General features: G+C 60.9%; 19 protein-coding genes. 10 read left to right on the top strand and 9 right to left on the bottom strand.

Annotated elements, in window-relative coordinates; translation table 11 throughout:
• Nucleotides 1-5: 5 nt before the first annotated feature.
• A complete protein-coding gene (locus tag DBR44_RS05055; protein WP_158613558.1) occupies nucleotides 6-1,577 on the bottom strand; it encodes a 2Fe-2S iron-sulfur cluster-binding protein in 1,572 nt (523 codons plus the stop codon).
• A 178-nt stretch (nucleotides 1,578-1,755) separates the two neighbouring features.
• On the opposite strand from DBR44_RS05055, the gene DBR44_RS05050 reads away from it, so the two are divergent.
• The 9 genes from DBR44_RS05050 to efeB all read left to right on the top strand — a co-directional run bounded on the left by DBR44_RS05050 (nucleotide 1,756) and on the right by efeB (nucleotide 9,038).
• Nucleotides 1,756-2,160, top strand: a complete 405-nt coding sequence (locus tag DBR44_RS05050; RefSeq protein ID WP_124642675.1) for a DUF1924 domain-containing protein — start codon at nucleotides 1,756-1,758, stop codon at nucleotides 2,158-2,160.
• A gap of 11 nt (nucleotides 2,161-2,171) precedes the next feature.
• Complete coding sequence (locus DBR44_RS05045) at nucleotides 2,172-2,687, top strand: diheme cytochrome c (protein WP_124642673.1); 516 nt, start codon at nucleotides 2,172-2,174, stop codon at nucleotides 2,685-2,687.
• A 188-nt stretch (nucleotides 2,688-2,875) separates the two neighbouring features.
• The gene (locus DBR44_RS05040) at nucleotides 2,876-3,124 is read left to right on the top strand and encodes a FeoA family protein (protein WP_124642671.1); all 249 of its coding nucleotides are present in this window, start codon (nucleotides 2,876-2,878) and stop codon (nucleotides 3,122-3,124) included.
• Nucleotide 3,125: 1 nt separating this feature from the next.
• Nucleotides 3,126-4,952 carry a ferrous iron transporter B gene (locus tag DBR44_RS05035; protein ID WP_199730986.1) on the top strand — a complete coding sequence of 609 codons (1,827 nt, stop codon included), beginning with the start codon at nucleotides 3,126-3,128 and terminating at the stop codon, nucleotides 4,950-4,952.
• The gene (locus tag DBR44_RS05030; RefSeq protein WP_124642667.1) at nucleotides 4,949-5,167 is read left to right on the top strand and encodes a FeoB-associated Cys-rich membrane protein; all 219 of its coding nucleotides are present in this window, start codon (nucleotides 4,949-4,951) and stop codon (nucleotides 5,165-5,167) included. The genes DBR44_RS05035 and DBR44_RS05030 overlap by 4 nt, the downstream gene beginning before the upstream one ends.
• Before the next feature lie 335 nt (nucleotides 5,168-5,502).
• Nucleotides 5,503-6,342 carry an iron uptake transporter permease EfeU gene (gene efeU, locus DBR44_RS05025; protein WP_124642665.1) on the top strand — a complete coding sequence of 280 codons (840 nt, stop codon included), beginning with the start codon at nucleotides 5,503-5,505 and terminating at the stop codon, nucleotides 6,340-6,342.
• A 38-nt stretch (nucleotides 6,343-6,380) separates the two neighbouring features.
• Nucleotides 6,381-7,274 (top strand): iron uptake system protein EfeO, encoded by an 894-nt coding sequence (gene efeO / locus DBR44_RS05020; protein ID WP_124642663.1) that lies wholly within the window; start codon nucleotides 6,381-6,383, stop codon nucleotides 7,272-7,274.
• 74 nt (nucleotides 7,275-7,348) lie between these two features.
• Nucleotides 7,349-7,717, top strand: coding sequence for a cupredoxin domain-containing protein (locus tag DBR44_RS05015; protein WP_124642661.1), 369 nt, complete (start codon nucleotides 7,349-7,351; stop codon nucleotides 7,715-7,717).
• Between the two features lie 40 nt (nucleotides 7,718-7,757).
• Nucleotides 7,758-9,038 carry an iron uptake transporter deferrochelatase/peroxidase subunit gene (gene efeB / locus DBR44_RS05010; RefSeq protein WP_124642659.1) on the top strand — a complete coding sequence of 427 codons (1,281 nt, stop codon included), beginning with the start codon at nucleotides 7,758-7,760 and terminating at the stop codon, nucleotides 9,036-9,038.
• 335 nt (nucleotides 9,039-9,373) lie between these two features.
• On the opposite strand, the gene DBR44_RS05005 is transcribed toward efeB, so the two are convergent.
• The 5 genes from DBR44_RS05005 to DBR44_RS04985 all read right to left on the bottom strand — a co-directional run bounded on the left by DBR44_RS05005 (nucleotide 9,374) and on the right by DBR44_RS04985 (nucleotide 16,338).
• Nucleotides 9,374-9,598 carry a hypothetical protein gene (locus DBR44_RS05005; RefSeq protein ID WP_124642657.1) on the bottom strand — a complete coding sequence of 75 codons (225 nt, stop codon included), beginning with the start codon at nucleotides 9,596-9,598 and terminating at the stop codon, nucleotides 9,374-9,376.
• Nucleotides 9,599-9,861: 263 nt separating this feature from the next.
• On the bottom strand, nucleotides 9,862-12,918 hold the full coding sequence (locus DBR44_RS05000; protein WP_124642655.1) for an efflux RND transporter permease subunit: 3,057 nt from the start codon (nucleotides 12,916-12,918) through the stop codon (nucleotides 9,862-9,864).
• A 9-nt stretch (nucleotides 12,919-12,927) separates the two neighbouring features.
• Nucleotides 12,928-14,055 (bottom strand): efflux RND transporter periplasmic adaptor subunit, encoded by a 1,128-nt coding sequence (locus DBR44_RS04995; RefSeq protein WP_124642653.1) that lies wholly within the window; start codon nucleotides 14,053-14,055, stop codon nucleotides 12,928-12,930.
• 48 nt (nucleotides 14,056-14,103) lie between these two features.
• On the bottom strand, nucleotides 14,104-15,642 hold the full coding sequence (locus DBR44_RS04990) for an efflux transporter outer membrane subunit (protein WP_124642651.1): 1,539 nt from the start codon (nucleotides 15,640-15,642) through the stop codon (nucleotides 14,104-14,106).
• An 81-nt stretch (nucleotides 15,643-15,723) separates the two neighbouring features.
• The gene (locus DBR44_RS04985; RefSeq protein WP_124642649.1) at nucleotides 15,724-16,338 is read right to left on the bottom strand and encodes a TetR/AcrR family transcriptional regulator; all 615 of its coding nucleotides are present in this window, start codon (nucleotides 16,336-16,338) and stop codon (nucleotides 15,724-15,726) included.
• Nucleotides 16,339-16,872: 534 nt separating this feature from the next.
• Here DBR44_RS04985 and DBR44_RS04980 point away from each other — a divergent pair.
• Nucleotides 16,873-18,342 carry an acetyl-CoA hydrolase/transferase family protein gene (locus tag DBR44_RS04980; RefSeq protein WP_199730985.1) on the top strand — a complete coding sequence of 490 codons (1,470 nt, stop codon included), beginning with the start codon at nucleotides 16,873-16,875 and terminating at the stop codon, nucleotides 18,340-18,342.
• 98 nt (nucleotides 18,343-18,440) lie between these two features.
• Here the strand turns inward: DBR44_RS04980 and DBR44_RS04975 are convergent, their stop codons facing one another.
• The 3 genes from DBR44_RS04975 to DBR44_RS04965 form a co-directional block, all read right to left on the bottom strand.
• Nucleotides 18,441-19,457 (bottom strand): Gfo/Idh/MocA family oxidoreductase, encoded by a 1,017-nt coding sequence (locus tag DBR44_RS04975; RefSeq protein ID WP_124642645.1) that lies wholly within the window; start codon nucleotides 19,455-19,457, stop codon nucleotides 18,441-18,443.
• Between the two features lie 57 nt (nucleotides 19,458-19,514).
• Nucleotides 19,515-20,501 carry an inositol 2-dehydrogenase gene (iolG, locus tag DBR44_RS04970; protein ID WP_124642643.1) on the bottom strand — a complete coding sequence of 329 codons (987 nt, stop codon included), beginning with the start codon at nucleotides 20,499-20,501 and terminating at the stop codon, nucleotides 19,515-19,517.
• Between the two features lie 199 nt (nucleotides 20,502-20,700).
• Nucleotides 20,701-21,708: a Gfo/Idh/MocA family protein gene (locus tag DBR44_RS04965; RefSeq protein ID WP_124642641.1), complete on the bottom strand. Its 1,008-nt coding sequence runs from the start codon at nucleotides 21,706-21,708 to the stop codon at nucleotides 20,701-20,703.
• Nucleotides 21,709-21,724 lie beyond the last annotated feature (16 nt).

Below are 21,724 nucleotides of genomic sequence, written 5' to 3'. Positions count from 1 at the left end.
ACTCCCTAATGGTGATGAGTGGAGGACGCCGCCCCCGCAGTATCATCGAAGGAAACTGTCAGGACTGAAGTCTGTGCCTCGGCCTGACACGCCAGGGCCCAGCCGGCTTCCACCTCTGCTTGCGACAGCACCAGATTACTGCGCATTGCCACCCGGCCCTCGCTCACTTTGCAGCGACAGCTTCCGCACATGCCCGCGCGGCAGTGGCTGGGCGCTTGCAAACCTTGACGCTCCATCGCATGCAGCAGCGTAGCACCTTCGTCCAGCACGATGGCGTGCTGTTTCCCGTGCAGACTCACCCGCGCCGAGGCGGCTCTGCTGTCCATGCCTGCAGCCTGCCGGCCCACCGCAAAACGCTCGCGATGAAGGGCGGCTGGTGGCATGCCCAGATTAGTCAGGCAGGTCTGCGCCATGCTCATCAGCCCATCAGGCCCGCAAAGGAAGGCTTCAGTGTGAGTCCAGTCGCGTACCAATATTTCCAGCCTGTCCGCATCAATCCGGCCTTCGTCTTCCGTGATCCATAGCGTGGCGACCAGTCGCTGAGCGTAACGGTCCTGCAAAGATGCCAGTTGTTGGCGAAAGATCACATTATCAGCTTGTTGGCTGACATAGATCAGCCTCACCCGACCCTGGCTTTGGCTCAACACGTAACGAAGAATCGAATACAGTGGCGTGATACCGCTGCCGCCTGCTAGCAATAGCAGATCCCCTGCGGGCACTCGGGGCCGGAACTGGCCTGCGGGCGGCAAGGCAGCCACGGTCATGCCGACACGCAAACCCTCATGCAGCCAGTTCGAAACCAGTCCGCCAGCCACGCGCTTTACCGTGATCGCCAGGGTGGCCTCGCCTGGCAGGCTGGTGATGGAGTAACACCTCCAGTGGCGCATGCCATGAATATCCACCCCGATGGTCAGATGCTGGCCAGGCTGATGCTGAAACCGCCACCGGCGCTCAGCCGGCAAGGCCAGCACAATGGTGATGGCATCCTGCGTTTCCTGACGCAATTCACACACGGAGAGATTGTCATGCTGCACCGCAGAGCGGGACGGCTCGGCTGGCTTTGCCGTGTGTGTGCCACCCAGCAGAAACCACACCATTTTCCGGCGATACACCATCAGCCAGCCTATATGTAAAGCAATCAGCCCCAGGCTCAGCGTCGCAACCATTTCATGGAGTTCCTCGCCCTTAAGCTGTGGCAGGCCGGCGACAAGGTTGCCTATGGATTCCGCCTGTGCTGGCGGAATAAAGAGCTGTAAACCGGCATTGATGAGTGCAGCGTTATCCACCATCAGGACACCCGTCAGCGAAATCAATATCAAGGCAGCCACCATTCCCCATATCAGCGTCTTGCCCCATATTTCTGCCGCGATACCTTTCTGCAGTGTGGCATTCGGCAGAATGCGCGGAAATCCATTAATCCGCATTAATACTATTGCCACCCGAATAATAATAAGCGCTATCAAGCCATAACCAAGCCAGGCATGTGCCAATCCTGCATCATCGCCGGTCAGATAAGCCAAAACAAACAGGCCAGCCAGCGACCAATGAAACCAATGGAATCGGGTGAATTTTCGCATGCTCATCTCCTTGTATTTTGAGATACGGATTTCACAGTAATTCCATCAGCTTAAGCAGTAATTAATTCCATGATTGTCAAATAATAATAAAACCCATTATCAAAAATTAAATGGAAAATTAATCATAAATTAAGCTTGTCCTCCTAAGGTAAAAGCGTCAATAAAACAGGAGGAGATCATGCGCACTGCAATTATCCTGGTAATCGCGCTAGCAAGTGTAGGCACAAGCGCAAGCGCCACACCGGCCATCATCAGCGACTATGCCACGCAGGCCAAACAGGCCAATCCCGGTTTTACCGGCTTTGCGGCCGATCGCGGCAAAACCCTCTATTTCAGGGAGACCCTGCAAAACGGCAAGAAAATCAGCTGCGCCACTTGCCACTCGGCAGATCCACGCCAGGCAGGGAAAACACTTGCCTTTCGCACTATCGACCCGATGGCGACGTCGGTTACGCCTTCCCGATTTACTGATTCGAAGAAAGTTGAAAAATGGTTTCGCCGCAATTGTGATGATGTCTTCAAGCGCGAATGCACCCCGCTGGAAAAAGGAGACTTCATTACTTATCTGAGTAGCCTGAAATAAGGACAAACAACATGAAGAAAATCTTGTTGCTGGGTGCCATCGCCCTGATGGGCATCAGCGCAGGCCAGATCATGGCCGATGACGGAGAGCACCATGAAGGTGGCAAGCGGCCAAAACAGCTGGCCCGCTCACTATCGCAAGCGCCAGCTGTCTGGAAAACGGAATGCGGCAGCTGCCACATGGCTTACCCGCCGGGCTTGCTGCCGGCCTCCGCCTGGAAACGGCAGATGGACACCCTGAAAAACCATTACGGCAGCAACGCTACGTTAACGCCTGAAGACGAGAAGATCATTCGTACCTACCTGACCGGGGCCGCTGCGGACGGCAAATACGCAACGCCAAGCCAGAGCAACAAAGTGGAAGCGCCCAGAATCACCAGCAGCGGCTGGTTCATCCACAAGCACGACGAAATCAGTCCTGCAGTCTGGAAACGCAAATCCATTGGCAGCGCCGCCAATTGTCAGGCTTGCCATGCCGGTGCAGCCAAAGGCGACTTCAACGAGGATGGGGTGAATATTCCACGCTAACGCTGTGCTGCTGCACGGGAGCCACTCGAGACGTAGGCCGGTCGGCGTAAGCCAACGGCGGCTGGATGGATCAAGCAGGTTGAGCACCGGTTTGCCCCCCGCAAAGACGCAGGAAAAATATTGACATTAGAGGGCGAGGGGGTATTATCCGGCCAATCAAAATTGATTTTCATTTACGGGTGATGTGGATGCGACTTAGCGAACTGGGAAAGCAACAAACAGCCAGTGTGGTCGGTGTGGAAAAGCTGCAGGCTGATGACGCGATTGCCGCGCGCCTGCAGGACATCGGCTTTGTCGCAGGTGAGACGGTAAAGGTCATTACCCGTGCCCCGTGGGGAGGCGATCCGATACTGGTGCAGGTGGGCACCAGCCGCTTTGCCCTGCGCCGGGAAGAAGCCAGCCGCATCGTGCTGCAACAAGGAGTTCAGCGTGGCTGAGATGGCTTTGCGCATTGCCCTGGTCGGTAATCCCAATTGCGGTAAAACTGCGCTGTTCAACCAGCTGACCGGCGCCCGGCAGAAAGTGGCCAATTACGCCGGCGTGACTGTCGAGCGCAAGGAAGGCCATTTCTTCACCGCGTCCGGCCACCGCATCAGCCTGCTCGACCTGCCCGGCACCTATAGCCTGGAGTCCGCCAGCCAGGATGAAAAAGTCACGCTCGATGTGCTGCGCGGCCAGCACCGTGGTGAGCAGACGCCGGAAATGATTATCTGTGTCGCCGACGCCACCAATCTGCGGCTGCATTTGCGCTTTGTGCTGGAGGTGCAGCAACTGGGCCTGCCCATGGTACTGGCGCTGAATATGGTGGATGCGGCACAGCGACGTGGCATCCACATTGATGTGGCGCGCCTGTCTGCCGAACTGGGCATTCCGGTAGTGGAAACCGTAGCAGTGCGTCGTGGCGGGGTGGATGCGCTGGTGCAGCTGGTCGATCAGACAGCCAGCAAAATCCCTGCGGCCGCCGCCGCTCACCATGGTGACCTGCATCAGCGTGTGCGCCACATCATGGCCGATTGCGTCAGCATTCCCCAGCTGTCCGATGCGAAAGTGGATGCGATTGATCGCTGGGTGCTGCATCCGGTGCTGGGGCCGCTGATTCTGCTGCTGGTGATGTTCATGGTGTTCCAGGGGGTGTATTCGCTGGGCAAACCGGTGACCGACCTGATTGGCGACAACTTTGACCTGTTGAACAAGCTGGTGGCCGGGCTGCTGCCGGATGGCCCGCTGCGCGGCTTGCTGTGTGATGGCCTGATCAGCGGCCTGGGCACGGTGCTGGGCTTCCTGCCGGAAATTCTGGTGTTGTTCTTCTTCATCCTGGTGCTGGAGGAGTCGGGCTATCTGCCGCGCGCCGCCTTTCTGCTCGACCGCGTCATGTTGTCGGTTGGTCTGACCGGCCGTTCATTCATTCCGCTGCTGTCCAGTTTTGCCTGTGCCATTCCCGGCATTATCGGCAGCCGCAGTATCAGCAATCAGCGTGACCGCTGGACCACCATTCTGGTCGCGCCTTTGATGACCTGCTCGGCACGCTTGCCGGTTTATGCCTTGCTGATTGGTGCGTTTATCCCGGCGCACAGCATTGGTGGAATATTGAATCTGCAAGGCCTGGTGCTGCTAGGCCTGTACCTGCTGGGTATTGTGGGGGCCATGGCGGTGGGCTGGGTGTGCAAGCGGCTGCGGCCTCGTGATGCGCAGCAGCCGGCTTTGATCATGGAATTACCCGCCTACCGTGTGCCGCAGCTCCGCGATCTGGCCTTGGGGCTGTGGGAGAGAGGCAGCATCTTCCTGAAGAAGCTGACCGGCATGATTCTGGCGCTGACGGTGTTGATGTGGTTTATTTCCAGCTTCCCCAATCCGCCTGTCGGCGCTACCGGCCCGGCCATCGATTACAGCATCGCCGGCTATCTGGGCAAGTCCTTGCAGTTTCTGTTTGCGCCACTGGGCTTCAACTGGCAGGTCACGTTGGCGCTGATTCCAGCCTTTGCCGCACGGGAAACGGCAGTGGCTACCCTGGCTACGGTTTACTCGGTGGCCAATGCCGATGATGTCGCTTCGCTGGGCCATGTGCTGGCGCATCAGATCTCGCTGGCCAGTGCCTTATCCTTGATGGTGTGGTTTGCCTTTGCCCCGCAATGCATGTCGACGCTGGCGGTGATCCGCAAGGAAACCGGCAGCCGGCGGCAGGTGGTGTTGTCCTTCAGCTATATGTTTGTGGTGGCTTACGCCTGCTCGTTTCTGACTTATCACCTGGTGAAGGCCTTTGCATGACTACCAGTCTCTTGCTCCAGTACGGCATCATCGCCATCGTTGTCTTGTTCGCCCTGCGCAGCCTGATTCAGCGCTTTGCCCGCAAGCAGGGTGCTTGTGGCACGGGTTGCGGTTCGTGTGGAGGAGGCTGCGCGTCCAACAGCGCTGCGCCTGCAGTCGTGCTTAAGCAGGTGTCACCGGCGAAGAAAGGCGGCGATTGCTGCTCGGGTGACTGAGTCGACTTGCTCTCCGGCGCTGGCCCGCAGGCCACTGCCCTTGCCATGGAAATGCCACGCTTAGTCGTGGCATTTTGCATTTGTGGCGGGAATGGCAGCGTTCATTGTTCTTTGGCACGGCTCAGGCACGGCTCATTCCATGCGGATGCAGCGTGCTGCACGCTGATGGCACTGGCCACGGGCTTATCCCGGCAGCCGGCAGCACCCCGCAACCGCCGGCGTGTAGAGCGGCAGATGGCTGCAGGGAAGGGCTGGCGGGGTGGGCGACAAAATTTTGCGTTGACAGTTCAAATGCAAATGAGCATGATTCTCATTTTCAAAAAATGAGCCTGGTCATGTTGATCCCGTTTCTCATCATGTTGCGCGAAGGCATGGAGGCCGCGCTGATTGTCGGCATCATCGCCAGCTATCTGCGCCAGTCCGGCCAGCAGCGCTGGATGCCCGCCGTATGGCTGGGCGTGGTGCTGGCCTGCCTGCTCAGTCTGGCGGTGGGCTGCGCACTGGAACTGACCCAGCAGGAATTCCCGCAAAAGCAGCAAGAGCTGTTTGAGGCGGTGGTGGCGCTGATTGCCGTCGCCATTCTCACGTCCATGGTGTTCTGGATGAAGCAGGCGGCGCGTTCCATCAAGGGACAGCTGCATGAGTCCATGGCGGCGGTGTTCAGCCGCGGCCGGGGACAGGCTTATGCATTGGTCGGCATGGCGTTTTTTGCCGTGGCGCGCGAGGGGCTGGAGTCGGTGTTTTTCCTGCTGGCTGCTTTCCAGCAGCAGGCGGAAAACCCGCTGGCCTGGCTGGCCGCCTTGCTGGGCCTGGTGGTGGCGGCGGCCATCGGCTACGGCATTTACCAGGGCGGCGTGCGTATTGATCTGCGCCGTTTCTTCCGCCTGACCGGCTTGTTCATCATCTTCGTCGCTGCCGGCCTGCTGGCTGGTGCCATCAAGGCCCTGCATGAAGCCGGCCTGTGGAACCAGCTGCAAACCGTGGTATTCGACCTGAGCCATGTGCTGCCCATCGACACCCCGCTGGGTGTGATTCTGGCCGGCATGTTCGGCTACAACGACACCCCCACCATCAGCGAAGTGCTGGCCTGGTTGCTGTTCCTGATTCCGGCCTTGTTCCTGTTCATGCGCGGCAGCCAGCCTGCCGTCAGTCCGCTGCCTGCAACAACGCGCTGACCCTGCTTCAGCCTTTTATTTCTCAAGGAAAAATCCTGATGACAAACCGTTCCCTGTTCAAGCTGTCGCTACTGGCGCTGCTGGTATCCACCCTGGCCGCCTGCGGCAAAACCGAAGATGCACCGGTGGCGCAGGCCAGCAGTGCGGCCGTGGCTGCCGCCTCGGCACCCGCGGTGGACTATAGCGCCCAGTTGGCCGGCCCGATTGCCGATTACAAGCAATACGTGACGACCGAGCTGGCCGGCCTGCTGACCCAGTCCAAGGCTTTTGCGGCTGCCATCAAGGCTGGCGAACTGAAAAAGGCGCAGGAGCTGTACGCCATCACCCGTCAGCATTACGAGCGTATCGAGCCGATTGCCGAGCTGTTCTCCGATATGGATGGCGCGATCGACGCCCGTGAGGATGACTTCAAGCAAAAAGCTGCCGACCCGAAATTCACCGGCTTCCACCGTCTGGAAAAAGCCCTGTTTGGCGAGCACACCACCAAGGGTCAGGCGGAGTATGCCGACAAGCTGGTAGCGGACATCACCACCCTGCAAAGCCGGGTGCAGACGCTGAGCATTCCGCCGGCCAAGATGGTGGGCGGCGCGGCCGGCCTGATCGAAGAAGTGGCGGCCACCAAGATCAGCGGTGAGGAAGACCGCTACAGCCATACCGATCTGTGGGACTTCCAGGCCAATGTGGACGGCGCGCAGAAGATTGTCGAACTGCTGCGCCCGCTGCTGCAGAAAGCCAGCCCGGACCTGCTGGCCAAGGTGGATGAAAACTTCAAGACCGTGGACAGCCTGCTGGACAAATACCGCAGCGAAGACAAGCAGGGCTTTGTCAGTTACGACAAGGTGACTGACGCGGACCGCACCGCCATGAAGGGCCCGATTACCGCCCTGGCGGAAGACCTGTCCAAGCTGCGTGGCGTGCTGGGTCTGGATTGATCAGTCACGATGCCGCCCGGCGCTGCCAGCGGGCAGGCCGGGCGAGCTTGAACACATTGCCTTAGAAAGTCCTTATGTCCAGAGTATTCCCCGTATTGCTGCTAGCGGCCTTGCTGGCCGGCTGCAGCCAGGAGGCCCCGGCACCACAGGCAGCTGCCGCAGCAGCGGCTGCCGCCATTCCGGTGGTGAATGTCGGCATCAGCAATGAGGCCTGCCAGCCGATGCAGCTGACCGTGCAGCGCGGCAAGACCCAGTTCATGATCAAGAACAACAGCGGCCGCACCGTGGAGTGGGAAATCCTCAAGGGCGTGTATGTGGTGGAGGAGCGCGAGAACATCGCCCCCGGCTTCAGCCAGAAGCTGACTGCCAGGCTGGAACCCGGCAAATACGAAATGACCTGCGGCCTGCTGAGCAATCCGCACGGTGTGCTTATCGTCGAATGACCATGCTGCGCGGCAGCACAACCCAGACAAACTTCACATCATGACAGAACAAGACAAGCCAGCCATTGCCCAGGCTGCAGCGATAGCCAACCCCCAGCGCCGCAGCCTGCTGCGCGGAGCCGGGTTGTTTGGAGGTGGCCTGCTGGCTGGTGGGCTGGGAGCAGGGGCCTGGTTTGGCAAGCTGGCACCGCCGGTGGACCCGGCGCAGGACCTTGTCCCCTATCGCGGACAACATCAGGCGGGTATCACCACCCCGGCACCACAGGAAGCCATCTTCATTGCGCTGGACGTACTGGCCAAGGATCGCCAGGGCTTGCAGGGCACCTTGCAATTGCTGACCGAACGCATCGCCTTCCTGACCCAGGGCGGCCCGGCACCGGTTGATCACCCCAAAATGCCACCGCCGGACTCCGGCCTGTTGGGTGGCAATATCGCCGCGGATGGGCTGACCATGACCGTGGCGGCAGGTGCCTCGCTGTTTGACCAGCGCTTTGGCCTGCAGGCACAGCGCCCGCAGCACCTGAGCCAGATGCAGGCCTTTGCCAATGACGCGCTGGACGCGGCATGGTGCGATGGCGACCTGCTGCTGCAATGCTGCGCCCATTCCCGCGAAACGGTGATTCATGCGGTGCGTGACATTATCAAGCACAGCCCGGACAAGCTGGCGGCCCGCTGGAAAATGGATGGTTTTCTGCCAGCGGGGGCGGTACGCCACAGCAGCACGCCAATCAATCTGTTCGGCTTCAAGGATGGTACCGGGAACCCCGACACGGCAGACGCCACCCAGATGAATGCGCTGGTGTGGGTGGATGACAAGGATAAGGAACCGGCCTGGGCCAAGGGTGGCAGCTATGTCGCCATCCGCCTGATCCGCTTCACGCTGGAGCAGTGGGACCGCACACCGCTGGGCGAGCAGCAGGGTATTTTTGGCCGCGACAAGGCCAGTGGTGCGCCGCTGGGCAAGACCCACGAATTCGACGACCCCGGCTTTGCAGCAGACCCGCATGGCCAGCATGTACCACTGGATTCCCACATGCGCCGTGCCGAACCACGCAAGCATGGCCGCCATGATGCCAAGCTGCTGCGTCGCAGCTACAGCTATTCGCTGGGGCTGACCAAGTCCGGCCAGCTGGACATGGGCCTGGTGTTCATCTGCTTCCAGTCCAATCTGCAAACCGGCTTTATCGATACCCAGCACCGGCTGGATGGCGAACCGCTGGAGGAGTACATCAAACCCTTTGGCGGCGGCTATTTCTTTGCCCTGCCCGGCGTGAGCGGCAGTGAATATCTCGGCGCCAGCCTGTTGCAAGCCGGGCGTTGATGCCGGCCCGGCCATCAGGCTGGAACAGAGTTTGCTGCAGCGAGCACACCAAGGTTGTCTTTTTCCCCTGCCTAAGAGCCTGTTGATAGGCTGCTGTGCTTCGGCGATAGCTCGTTAAAAGTGCCTGTGGAATGCTCATTTTTGCCGTGTCGCTGGGTATTCTGAATGCTTTGTGGGGGGAGCATGAGGAAGAGCGCCAGGCGCTGCATTAAGCTGCACTGCGCTGTCGAGGCCAGCCACTGAGTCGCTGGCCCAAAACAACAGGGGCTGTAGTCCGCAATGGACACAGCCCCTGTTGCATGCCGGGTGGCCGCCGCGGCGACCGTGTGTGTGGCTCAGCCGATATCCAGCCGGCGGATCACGGTTTCCAGCACTTGCGCCCGGTCGGCCCATTGCGGCTTGAGCAGTTTTTCTGCCCGCTGGATGGCCTGGCAGGCCGGGCAGTCATCCTGGCGGTCTTCGGAACCGTCCACCGGGCAGTTGGCGCGGCGGATATGCTGGGTTTCATCGGTGGCGACGCGCAGCAGGCCTTCCATTGCAGCCTTGATTGCCTTGTCCATTGTGTTATCTCCTGTTGGGGGATGTCTTGCAAAGATGGAAAGCAGTGACAGGGACGGGCTCCCGGTAGGGAGTCGCTGGCCAATGCGTTAGGTGTTCGCATGACGCCATGTGCAGCATGGCGCGCCCTGTGCCTGCATTTGTCGTCAGCATAAGTGACAATTGCAGGCAAAGTTTTCGTCTAGGTCAAGAAAGCCGCATTCATTGCCGGCCGGCATGAAAAAAGCCCGGCAGTGCCGGGCTTGTGGGGGGAGCGTGCTGCGGTTTAGCCGACGGTTTCCACCTTGGCGGCGGCCGTCTGCTTGCCGTGATGTTCCGACGCCAGTGCCATATACATGGCCGGTACCACGAACAGGGTGAACAGCGTGCCGATGGACAGGCCGCTGAAAATCACCAGACCCATGGCATGGCGGCCGGCGGCACCCGCACCAGAGGCGATCACCAGCGGCACCACGCCAAACACCATGGCGGCGGTGGTCATCAGGATGGGGCGCAAACGCACTACCGCCGCACCTTCGATGGCTTCACGCTTGCTGGCGCCCTTGGCGCGCAGGTCGTTGGCCACCTCCACGATCAGGATGCCGTGCTTGCTGATCAGGCCCATCAGCGTCACCAGTCCCACCTCGGTGTAGATATTGATGGAGGAGAAGCCGAGGAAGATGAAGATCATCGCCCCGAACAGCGCCAGCGGCACCGATACCAGAATCACCACCGGATCGCGGAAGCTCTCGAACAGCGCCGCCAGCGTCAGGAACACGATGATGACGGCAAACAGCATGGTGAGCGCGAAGCCACCGGATTCCTGGCTGAACTGGCGCGACTGGCCGGCGTAGTCCACCGTATAGCCGCTGGGGGCAATTTCCTTCAGCGTGTCTTCCAGGTATTTCAGCACTTCACCTTGCGCCTGGCCGGATACTCCGGACAGGGTGGCGGAGTTCTGCTGCTGGAAGCGGGTGATGGATTCCGGTACCACGTCCGACTTCAGATGCGCCACGGTGGACAGCGGAATCACCCCGGCATTCGGCGTGCGGATGTAGTAGTTCAGCAGCTGTGCCGGATTGAGACGGTCTTTCTGCAGCAGTTGCGGAATCACCTTGTAGGAGCGGCCGTCGATGGAGAAGTAATTGACGTAGCCGCCACCCATGGCCGCGCTCATCGCATTGGCCACATCCTGTTGCGTCATGCCCAGCGCGCTGGCCTTGTCGCGGTCGATCACCACCGTGGTTTGCGGGGCGTCGATCTTCAGGTCCACGTCGGCAAAGTAGAACTTGCCCGAGCTGCGCGCCTTGTCCAGCAGCTGTTGCGATACCTCGTTGAGGTTTTCGAACGGCTCGGTGGTCTTGATGACGAACTGCACCGGCAGGCCGGACGAACCCGGCAAGGGCGGGAACTGGAAGGCCGCTACCCGGGCACCGGCAATCTTGTTCCAGCGGGCTTGCAAGTCTTGCTGGATTTCATGCGCACTGCGGCCGCGCTCTTCCCACGGCTTGAACAGCACGCCGCCGATACCGGCATTGATGGTGGGGGTGCCGGTGATCTGGAACATCTGCGCGTACTCCGGCATGCTCTTGCTGATGGCATACATCTGCTGCGCGTAAGTCTGCATCTGGTCGGCATTGGCGGTGGGCGAACCTACGATCTGGCCCAGCACGATGCCCTGGTCCTCTTCCGGTGCCAGTTCCGATTGCGACATCTTGGTCATCAGGCCCAGCAAGGCCAGCAGAATGGCGGCCATCACCACCAGCACCGGCCAGGTTTCCAGCAGGCTGTGCAGCAGGCGGCGGTAGCCGTTCTGCACCTTGTCGAAGGTGTGGTCGATGGCCTTGACCAGCCGGCCTTCATCCTGCTCCGGACGGAAGAAGCGCGAGCACATCATCGGCGACAGGGTCAGTGCCACGATGCCGGATACCGTCACGGCGGAGGCCAGGGTGAAGGCAAACTCGGTAAACAGCGCACCGGTGAGGCCGCCCTGGAAGCCGATGGGCACATATACCGCCACCAGCACCACCGTCATCGCCAGAATCGGACTGCCCAGTTCGCGGGCGGCGATGATGGCCGAATCATAGGGCGATTTGCCTTCCTTCATGTGGCGGTCGACGTTCTCCACCACGATGATGGCGTCGTCCACCACCAGGCCGATGGCCAGCACCAGCGCCAGCAGGGTCAGCAGGTTGATGGAGTAGCCCAGCATCAGCATCATGAAAAAGGTGCCGATCAGCGACAGCGGCATGGCGATCACCGGTACCAGCACGGCGCGGAAGCTGCCCAGGAAGAAGAAAATCACCACGGTGACGATCACCAGCGCTTCCACCAGCGTCTTCACCACTTCATGAATCGAGGTGTTGATGAAGTCGGTGGAGTCGTAGACGATCTGCCCGGTCAGGCCGGACGGCAATTGCTGCTGAATGCCGGGGAAGGCAGTGCGCACGCTCTTGGCCACATCCAGGATATTGGCCTCCGGTGCCACCTTGATACCGATGAATACCGAGCGCTCACCGCTGAAGGCCACGTTGAAGTCGTAGTTTTCCGAGCCCAGCGTCACCGTGGCAATGTCTTCCAGCCGCACGATGGCATCGCCACTTTGCTTGACTGCCAGCTTCTTGAATTCGTCCACGCTGTGCAGGTCGGTCGCGGCAGTCAGCGGAATACTCACCATCTGCCCCTTGCTGGTGCCGACAGCCGCCAGCACGTTATTGCTGGCCAGCGCGCTGTTGACATCGGTGGCGGTAATGCCGTGGGCGGCCATCTTGTCGGCATCCAGCCAGGCACGCAGGGCGAACTGACGCGCACCCAGCAGCTCGGCCGTCTGTACGCCGGGGATGGAGTCCAGCTTGGGCTTGACCACACGGTTAAGGAAGTCGGTGACGTTGTTGGTGGGCAGGGTCTTGCTATAGAAGCCGATATACATGGCATCTGTGGTCTGCCCGGTCTGCACCGTCAGCACCGGCTGCTGGGCTTGCGCCGGCAGCTGGTTCTTCACCGTGTTGACCTGGGTGTTGATCTCGGTCAGCGCGCGGTTGGCGTCGTAGTTCAGCCGCAGGGTGGCGGTAATGGTGGAAATACCGCTATTGCTGGTGGATGACAGGTAATCGATACCCTGTGCCTGGGCGATGGCGCCCTCCAGCGGCTGGGTGATGAAGCCGGCCATGGTCTTGGCGTCCGCACCGTAATAGGTGGTGGACACGGTGACGACGGCGTTCTGGGTCTGCGGGTACTGATTGATCGGCAAGCCGAACAATGAGCGCAAACCCAGCACGACGAGCAGCAGGCTTACCGTCGTCGCCAGCACCGGCCGGCGAATGAAGATGTCGGTAAAGTTCATGGCTGGGCCTTAGTGTTCCTGCGGGGTCGGATTGGGGTTGTTGGTCGGCTGCACTGCATTGTCCACCGTAACGGCCGTGCCGTTCTTCAGCTTGACCTGACCGGTGGTCACCACCTGTTCGCCTTCGCTGACCCCACTGAGGATGGCTACCTGATCACCACGGGTCGGGCCGGTGGTGACAAATACCTGTTTCACCACCAGGCTGCCGGCAGCGGCCGAGGCCTCCTTGCCAGCGGCCTTCACCACGAACACGGTGGAGCCGTAGGCGTTATAGGTAATGGCTGTCTGCGGCAGGGTCAGGTAGGGCTGTTCGCGTCCGGTGTCCAGGCTGGCGCTGGCAAACATGCCGGGCAGCAGCTTGCGGCCGGGGTTGGCGATCAGTGCCTGTACCTGCACATTGCGGGTGCTGGTGTCGATCTTGGGGTTGATGGCGTTCACATTGCCGGCAAAGGTCTTGTCGGCGGTGCCATCGGTCTTGATCACCACCTTCTGGCCAATGCTGACTGCAGCCAGCTGGCTTTGCGGCAGGTTGAAATCGACATGGATGGGGTCGATCTGCTGCAGGGTGACGATCTTGTCGCCGGCATTCAGGTACTGACCGGGATTGACGCTGGTGATGCCCACACGGCCGGCAAACGGCGCGCGAATGGTTTTCTTGGCCACCAGCGCAGCTTGTTGTGCCACTTGCGCCTTCTTGCTTTTCAGGTCGGCCGCGTCGTTATCCACCTGTGCCTGCGCTACGCCTTGCACCGCCAGCTGGGCCTGATCGCGCTTGAGCGTGATGGCGGCCAGTTCGGCGGCGGCTTCCAGCGCATGTTGCTGGGCGAGATCGGCATCGGCATTCAGTTGGACCAGCACATCGCCGGCCTTCACATCCTGGCCAGACTGGAAGTGCAGGCTGCGTACCTGGCCAGCCACTTCACTGCTGATATCCACGCCATGCACGGCGCTGAGGGTGCCGACCGACTTGAGCTGCGGCTGCCAGCTGGTTTTCTTGGCGATGATGGTGCTGACAGTCTGCGGCTGTGGCTTGGGTGCACTGGCCATCAGGGTACGGATATGCATGAAGAAGCCCAGCCCCAGTACCACTACCAGCAGCACTATGCCTCCCAGCATGATGAACATTCGCTTGGTCATATTGCTTTCCTTGTTTTCTCTTGATTGCGTGTCGTCTACCGGCTGCGATCAGGGCTTGGCCTGGGCGGTAGGGTCGGGGTTGGCGATATCGTCGCTGCGGTTCCACCAGCCACCACCCAGCGCCAGGAACAGCGCGGCGGTATCGGCATAGCGGCTGGCGCTGGCGCTGACCAGATTGATGCGGGTCTGCTGCCAGGTGCGCTGTGCATCCAGCAGGCTCAACTGGCTGACTGCTCCCAGGCGGAAACGCTGCTGGGTCAACTGCAGTGTTTCGCGTGCCTGTGCCTCGGCATCGGCCTGGGCTTGCAGGGTGCTGGCATCGGCGCTGACTGCGCGCAGGCTGTCGGCCACATTCTGGAAGCCCTTGAGCACGGTCTCGCGGTACTGGGCCTGGGCCTGTTCGAAAGCCGCCTCGGCAGAACGCTTTTTGGCACGCAGCGCGCCGCCGTCAAATAGCGACTGGCTGACGCTGGCGCCCAGGCTCCACAGGCTCAGCCCGGCAGTGGCCGGACCCACAAACAAACGCTCGCGGGTGAAGCTGCCGGTCAGGCTGATTTGCGGATACTGGTTGGCCGTGGCCACGCCGACCTGGGCACCCGCCTGCTGCAGCAAGGCTTCGCTGGCGCGAATGTCCGGCCGCTGGCGCACCAGTTCCGAGGGCAGCGATACCGGCAGTTCGGCCGGCAGATGCAGGCTGTCCAAGGTGAATTCCGGCAGGCCGCCGCTTGATGGCAGCTTGCCCACATACACCGCCAGTTGGTTGCGGGTGAGGTCCAGCGCCTTTTCCAGTGGTGGCAACTGGGCGCGGGTCTGTGCCACCAGCGTAGCCTGCGACAGCACGCCACTGCGGGCGACTGCACCCAGCGCGGCCTGTTTTTCCACGATGCGCAGCTGCTGTTCGGCAGCGGTCAGCATTTCCCGTGTGGCTTGCAACTGGGCACGCTGCGAGGCTTCCTGGATGGCGGTGGTGACCACATTGAAAATCAGCGTCTGGTAGGTGGCTTCCAGCTGATAGCGCTGGTAGTCGCTGGCGGCCATCAGTCCCTGCAATTGCTGGCGGTTGGCACCGAACAGGTCCAGCGTGTAAGACACATTGAGGCCGGCGCTCAGTACATTGAAATCACTGGGGGTGCTGCCGGACTGGGTCTGGCGCTGGCGGCTGCCGCCCAGCTGGCCGCTGACCGAGGGATATTCCAGCGTGCCGGCGGCGGCATTGTAGTTTTCCTGAGCCTGGCGCAGGGCGGCACGAGCGGCAGCCAGGCTGGGATTGTTGTGCAGGGCTTCGCGAATCAGCTGGTCGAGGGCGGGCGAGCGAAACAGCTGCCACCATTCCGGCTGCAATTGCTGGCCCAGCGCCAGGTGCTGCGCGATGCCGGCGGCACCCGCCTGCCGGCTGGCCACCGTGTGTTCGGCCAGCGGGCTGCTGCCATAGCTGCGGCTCTGGCCATCAACCAGTTGCGGTGTGCTGGCTGGCGGCGTCAGGGTGCAGCCCGACAATGCCAGACCGAGCAACAGCGGCAGCGCTGCCCGGGGGAGGGTTGACGCCGCTGTTGCCGGTGGGCGGCCCGGTGAGTGCTTGGGATGCATCCTGTACTCCTGTTCTTGACCTGCGCAGCCGTGGTGGTGGCTTTGCATTGTCCTGCCTTGTGGGCGAGTTGATTCTTCGGATTATTCTGATATTGCTGCCGGATGCGACGCTTTGATCAGCCGGTCAAAGGCATACAGAAAGCGCCGACGGGCTTCTTCGCTATCCTGCGGGCCGCTACTGTTCAGATTGCGTAGGGCAATGCCGGCAATGGTGCTGTGGAACAGGGCCATTTCGTCGTCGCTGGCGTGAACGCCCAGCCGCTTGAAGGCTTCTTTCTTGTTGTTCAGCATGCGGCGGTCAAAGTCGCTGATCCAGTCCTTGAGTTTGGGGTCGACCTCGGCCGCCACGGTGACCGCCACCATCAGCCGGGCAATGCGGCTGTCGCAGATGTTGTTGCACATGGCCTGGCGAAACGCCTCCAGCGTGGGCATGGGCGCTGTGTCATGGCAGCCCTGGGCGTTGATCACCATCAGGCAGCCATGCTCCACCACCACGGTCAGCAGATCGTTGCGCGTGGGGAAGTAATAGGTCAGGTGGCTCTGGCGTAGGCCGGCCTGCTTGGCAACCTTGCTCTGGCTGAAGCCCAGGATTCCGTCATGCAGCAGCACATCCAGCGCGGCATCAATCAGCTTGGTGCGGATGTCCTTGCAACTGGCGGCCGAGCAGGGCGGGGCGGATTGTTGGCTTGCTGTCATGGTTTTTGGTTAAGTTACCAAGAAGTGGCAATCTAACAATATTCCATGTGATTTGCCAGCCTGTGTGGCGGATTATTTTGCGCGGGCCGGTTTCCCCAGTGATCTGAGGCAGATTTGACACAGGTGGGGAGCTGTACAAGCCGGGTGGGAATCAAGACAAGGGGAAGGATGTTGCGGGGAGTCATGCATTTTGCCAAAAAATACCAAATGACTTTATTTTCACTTTAAAAATGTAAATGTCATTAAGTGTGGGCGCAAAAGCAAGCCATAACCTATGGCATGGCTGGGCAAACAGGTTTTGATGCAGATCATGCTTGTTGTCATTAGTCTGCGAGGCGGCGGTGGAAGCTGCTTAAGTAGCGGGTCTGCCAGCCTGACGTAAAGGTAAGGATAAGCGTCAGCCGGCAGCATGAATCTGGCCGAGACAGGCCGGAACAACGCTCGATAAAACAGCAGGCCGCAAGCAGGCCGCAAATTGCAAGGGATAAACAAGTGGAAAGACGTATCCACCATGCCGGACTGGCAGGGAAAATCATGTCGGCAGAAAATGCCGCAGCACAAATCCAGCCGGGCATGACCGTGGGCATGAGCGGTTTTACCGGCTCGGGCTACCCCAAGGCCGTGCCATTGGCACTGGCTGGCCGCATTGAGGCCGCACAAGGACGGGGTGAAAAATTTGCCCTGCGCGTGCTGACTGGCGCCTCCACCGCGCCGGAACTGGATGGCGCGCTGGCCAAGGCTGGGGGTATCGACTTCCGTCTGCCCTATCAGTCTGATCCGGAGCTGCGCGCGCGCATCAACCGTGGCGAAATCGAATACATGGATGTGCATCTGGGCCAGGTGGCGCAATACACCTGGTTTGGTTTCCTCGGCAAGATCGATGTGGCCGTGGTGGAAGTTGCCGGCATCCTACCGGATGGCCGGCTGATTCCTTCGACTTCAATTGGCAATAACAAAACCTGGCTGGACCTGGCCGACAAGGTGATTCTGGAAGTCAACAGCACCCAGCCGCTGGGGCTGGATGGCATGCACGACATCTATTACGGTACGGCGCTGCCGCCCAATCGTCAGCCCATTCCGCTGACGCAAGCCGGCGACCGTATCGGCGAGCCTTATCTGCGGGTTGATCCGGCCAAGGTGGTGGCGGTGGTGGAAACCCATGCGCCGGACCGACTTGGCCGCTTTAGCGCCCCGGACGAAACCAGCCAGCGTATTGCCGGCCATCTGGTGGAATTCCTCAAGCATGAAATCAAGGTGGGGCGTCTGCCGGAAAACCTGCTGCCCTTGCAGTCTGGTGTGGGCAATATCGCCAATGCGGTGCTGGGCGGGCTGCGTGATGGCGGCTTTAGCAATCTGACTGCGTTTACCGAGGTGATTCAGGACGGCATGCTCGACCTGATCCGCACCGACACCATCCGCATGGCCTCGGCTACCGCGCTGTCGCTCAGCCCGGAAGGAGTGCAAGAGTTCGCCCGCAATATCGAGCACTACCGCGAGCGCATAGTGCTGCGGCCGCAGGAAATCTCCAATCATGCCGAACTGGTGCGCCGCCTGGGCTGTATCGGCATCAACGGCATGGTAGAGGCCGATCTATACGGCAACGTCAACTCCACCCATGTGGCCGGCACCTCCATCATCAACGGCATTGGCGGTTCTGGCGACTTTGCCCGCAATGGCTTTTTGTCCTGCTTCGTCACCCCCAGTACCGCCAAGAACGGGGCGATTTCCTGCATCGTGCCCATGGTCAGCCATGTCGATCACACCGAGCACGACGTGTGCATCATCGTCACCGAACAGGGGTTGGCTGACCTGCGTGGCCTGTCGCCCAAGCAGCGCGCCCGCGCGGTGATTGCCAACTGCGCCCACCCGGACTATCGCCCGCTGCTGCAGGATTACTTTGACCGCGCCTGCCGCGACAGCAAGGGCAAGCACACCCCGCATCTGCTGGGCGAGGCGCTGTCCTGGCATGAGCGGCTGCTAGGGCAGGGCAGCATGCAGCGCTGAGTCGCGCTCAGGGGCTTGCCTGCCCGTTCGATGGAAAGGAAAAGGCCATGCCATACCCGGCATGGGCCTTTTTGACGGGGTCTGGAGCGGGGGCGGGTTTACAGCTCCACCACCTGTTTGCTGCGCAGTGCCTGGGTGATGGCCAGGCCAATGCGCGTCGCCTCGGTGGCATCGGCCAGGCTCAGTGCCAGCGGTTGATCCTGCAGCACAGCATCGACAAAGTGCTGGGCCTCGCTGACAAAAGCTTCGGCAAAACGCTGGTAGAAGTCCTGCACACATTCATTGCGCACGCCATGGACATCGCTGATGTCCACCCGGTTGGCGCGCGGGTTGGCTCCCACAGTCAGCCGCCCGGCACTGGCGAAGATTTCGGTCAGGGTTTCATGGCCATGCGCCTGGGTGCGCGAGGCATAGAAGCAAGCCAGCTTGCCATCGGCAAACTCCAGCATCGCCACGCCATTGTCCACGTCGCCACAGTCGGCCAGTGCCGGGTGCAGGGCATTGGTGCCAGTGGCCCAAGCGCGTAGCGGCTTGGGTGAGCCCAGCAGCCAGCGTGCCAGATCGATATCGTGAATGCTGCAATCCATGAAAATGCCGCCGCTGCTGGGGGAAAATTTCACAAAAAAACCATTCTCGTCATTCAGGTCACAGGTTTGTGAGCGCAATAGATAAGGCTGGCCCACCAGGCCCTGTTGCAGCTTGGCGGCGGCATCCTGATAGCTGGCATCAAAGCGGCGGACAAAACCCACCATGGCCTTGAGTTGCGGATGGTCTGCCGCTACTGCTTCTACTTTCTGGCAATCTTCCACATTCAGCGCCAGCGGTTTTTCGCAAAACACATGCTTGCCGGCGCGCAGGCTGGCGATGATCTGCTCGGCATGCAGCGCGGTAGGGGTGACCAGAAATACCGCTTGTAGCTCTGGCTCTGCCAGCATCGCATCCAGCGTGGCGTGGCGCTGCACGCCGGGCAGGTTTTCCGCTGCCCAGTCCAGTTCTTGCGCCAATGGCGAGCAGGCCGCCAGCAGTGTTGCACCGCGAATGCGGTCGCGCAGATTGAGCGCATGGCGGCGACCTAGCCGGCCCAGGCCGACAAGGCCGATATTCAGTGTGGACATGACTTCTCCTTGCCCGCCGGATTTGTGCGCGGCGGGCTGCTTGGCAATCGGGGAGATTTACAGGGTGATCAGGCGGTTTTCCTGCCAGGAGCGGGTGGCCGCATCGGCCAGTTCCAGTGCCTTGACGCCATCCTCCACCGTGGTACGCGGGCGGGTGCCGTGCTGCACTACCTCAAAGAAGTGGGCCATTTCCAGTGCATAGGCGGCGCGGTAGCGTTCCAGGAAAAAGCGTTCCGGCAGATCGGTGCTGACCTGCTGGCTGCCATAGGCGGTGACTTCGGTGGGGCGGTGATTACCGGCCTGCAGCATCCCCAGATTTCCCATCACCTCGAAACGCTGGTCATAGCCATAGGCGGCACGGCGGCTGGTGTTGATCTGGCACAGACGGCCAGAACGGGTGCGGATGGTGACCGCCGTGGTATCGGCATCGCCAGCCGCTCCGATGGCCGGGTCGGTCAGGACGCTGGCGCTGGCCTGCACGCTGACGGCTTCGTCGGCCAGAATCCAGCGGCAGATGTCGAAATCGTGAATCAGCATGTCCTTGAAAATGCCGCCAGAGCGCTTGATGTAGTCCACCGGCGGTGCGCCAGGGTCGCGGCTGGTGACAATCAGCACTTCCGGCTGGCCGATTTCCCCGGCCTCGATGCGCGCTTTCACTGCGGCAAAGGTGGGGTCGTAGCGGCGCTGAAAGCCGATCAGGCAGGCTACGCCAGCTTCTTTCACCGCAGCGGCGCATTGGCGTGCGCGCTCCAGGGTAAGGTCTACCGGTTTTTCGCAGAAGATGGCCTTGCCACGGGCTGCAGCACGCAGGATGAGGTCGGCATGGGTATCGGTACTGGAGGCAATGACGACAGCGCCCACTTCCGGGTCGGCCAGTGCGCTGTCGATATCAGTCACGCTGGCACCATAATGTGCGGCCAGTTCCTGTGCGGATGGCTGGTGGGTATCGACGACATACTTCAGGCGGGCGCCGGACTGGGCGGCCAGGTTGGCGGCGTGGATCTTGCCGATACGGCCGGCTCCGAACAGGGCTACTGCGGTCATTGCTGTCTCCTCATGCGTGTTGTTGGCCTGCCATATGCCTGGCGCGGCAGCTTGCCTGAGAGTATATGTTAGAAAAAAATTTCTGAAAAATATTTATTCGGAAATTTTATTTTCTGAAGTGCAAAAGGAAAAAAAGCCACAGTAGTCGATGGCCACCGTGGCAAGTCCGAGGAAGTGTGCTGCAGAAGAAACTGCCGGGTCAGTAAAAGTCCGGGCGCGGTGGCATGCTGATGTTCACCACGCTGCCGTTTTGCTGCGCCAGTACGCAGGCATCCGCGGCCACGGCGGCGGCATAGCCATCCCAGGCGGAGGGGCCGGTGAGCTGGCCGGCCAGCACGCCGTCGATGAAGGCTTGCAGCTCTACGTCGTAGGCAGCGATGAAGCGTTGCTTCCAGTCGGTGAGAATGGCAGTGGAGTAGCTGGCCGCGCTGCGCAGCGGCACGCTGCTGGGTTCCGGCAGGCTGGCAATGCCGGTTTCGCCCACGATCTGGCACTGGATGTCATAGCCGTACTGGCAGTTGACGAAGATTTCCACGTCAATGCGCACCCCGCTGCGGGTTTCCAGCAGCACGATCTGCGGGTCGGCCAACTGTGGCCGGGCGTGGCTGCTCTTGCGCGGGAACACCACCTGGGCCGAGACATAGTCTTCATCCAGCAACCAGCGCAATACGTCCAGCTCGTGAATCAGCGTGTCAGTAATCGCCATCGGCGTGGTGTAGCCTTCGCCGACCGAGGGATTGCGATGGGCGCAGTGCAGCATCAGCGGCGCACCGATACGGCCTTCCTTCAGCACCTGTTTGAGCGCACGGTATCCGGCGTCGTATGGGCGCATGAAGCCCACTTGCACCAGCCGTTTGCCGTGGGCACGCTCAGCCTCGACGATGCGCATGCAACCTTCTGCAGTAACTGCCAGCGGCTTTTCGCAGAACACCGGCTTGCCGGCGGCAATGGCGGCCAGCACGAATTCTTCATGGCTGGGGCCCCAGGAGGTCACCAGCACGGCTTCCACTGCCGGGTCGCGGATCAGCGCCTGGGCGCTGTCGTGCACGGTGGCGGCCAGCCAGTATTGCTGCACCGTGGCCTGGGCTTGCTCGGGGTTGATGTCGTGGACGGCAACCACGCGCGCCCCGGACAGGGTCTGGCTGAGGCGGCGGATGTGGTCCTGGCCGATGGCTCCGGTACCGATGACGCCGATGGCTAATGTCATGTCTGTCTCCTTGGTT

The organism is Aquitalea sp. FJL05 (assembly GCF_003852595.1).
Lineage (GTDB): Bacteria > Pseudomonadota > Gammaproteobacteria > Burkholderiales > Chromobacteriaceae > Aquitalea > Aquitalea aquatilis.
Note: the sequence above shows the minus strand (reverse complement) of the source record. Positions and strands in the feature narration are given on the sequence as shown.

Bases quoted from the DNA above. Each gene is read 5' to 3' on its own strand.
- DBR44_RS05055 (WP_158613558.1), bottom strand. From the start codon at position 1,577: ATGCGAAAATTCACCCGATTCCATTGGTTTCATTGGTCGCTGGCTGGC.
- DBR44_RS05050 (WP_124642675.1), top strand. From the start codon at position 1,756: ATGCGCACTGCAATTATCCTGGTAATCGCGCTAGCAAGTGTAGGCACA.
- DBR44_RS05045 (WP_124642673.1), top strand. From the start codon at position 2,172: ATGAAGAAAATCTTGTTGCTGGGTGCCATCGCCCTGATGGGCATCAGC.
- DBR44_RS05040 (WP_124642671.1), top strand. From the start codon at position 2,876: ATGCGACTTAGCGAACTGGGAAAGCAACAAACAGCCAGTGTGGTCGGT.
- DBR44_RS05035 (WP_199730986.1), top strand. From the start codon at position 3,126: ATGGCTTTGCGCATTGCCCTGGTCGGTAATCCCAATTGCGGTAAAACT.
- DBR44_RS05030 (WP_124642667.1), top strand. From the start codon at position 4,949: ATGACTACCAGTCTCTTGCTCCAGTACGGCATCATCGCCATCGTTGTC.
- efeU (WP_124642665.1), top strand. From the start codon at position 5,503: ATGTTGATCCCGTTTCTCATCATGTTGCGCGAAGGCATGGAGGCCGCG.
- efeO (WP_124642663.1), top strand. From the start codon at position 6,381: ATGACAAACCGTTCCCTGTTCAAGCTGTCGCTACTGGCGCTGCTGGTA.
- DBR44_RS05015 (WP_124642661.1), top strand. From the start codon at position 7,349: ATGTCCAGAGTATTCCCCGTATTGCTGCTAGCGGCCTTGCTGGCCGGC.
- efeB (WP_124642659.1), top strand. From the start codon at position 7,758: ATGACAGAACAAGACAAGCCAGCCATTGCCCAGGCTGCAGCGATAGCC.
- DBR44_RS05005 (WP_124642657.1), bottom strand. From the start codon at position 9,598: ATGGACAAGGCAATCAAGGCTGCAATGGAAGGCCTGCTGCGCGTCGCC.
- DBR44_RS05000 (WP_124642655.1), bottom strand. From the start codon at position 12,918: ATGAACTTTACCGACATCTTCATTCGCCGGCCGGTGCTGGCGACGACG.
- DBR44_RS04995 (WP_124642653.1), bottom strand. From the start codon at position 14,055: ATGACCAAGCGAATGTTCATCATGCTGGGAGGCATAGTGCTGCTGGTA.
- DBR44_RS04990 (WP_124642651.1), bottom strand. From the start codon at position 15,642: ATGCATCCCAAGCACTCACCGGGCCGCCCACCGGCAACAGCGGCGTCA.
- DBR44_RS04985 (WP_124642649.1), bottom strand. From the start codon at position 16,338: ATGACAGCAAGCCAACAATCCGCCCCGCCCTGCTCGGCCGCCAGTTGC.
- DBR44_RS04980 (WP_199730985.1), top strand. From the start codon at position 16,873: ATGTCGGCAGAAAATGCCGCAGCACAAATCCAGCCGGGCATGACCGTG.
- DBR44_RS04975 (WP_124642645.1), bottom strand. From the start codon at position 19,457: ATGTCCACACTGAATATCGGCCTTGTCGGCCTGGGCCGGCTAGGTCGC.
- iolG (WP_124642643.1), bottom strand. From the start codon at position 20,501: ATGACCGCAGTAGCCCTGTTCGGAGCCGGCCGTATCGGCAAGATCCAC.
- DBR44_RS04965 (WP_124642641.1), bottom strand. From the start codon at position 21,708: ATGACATTAGCCATCGGCGTCATCGGTACCGGAGCCATCGGCCAGGAC.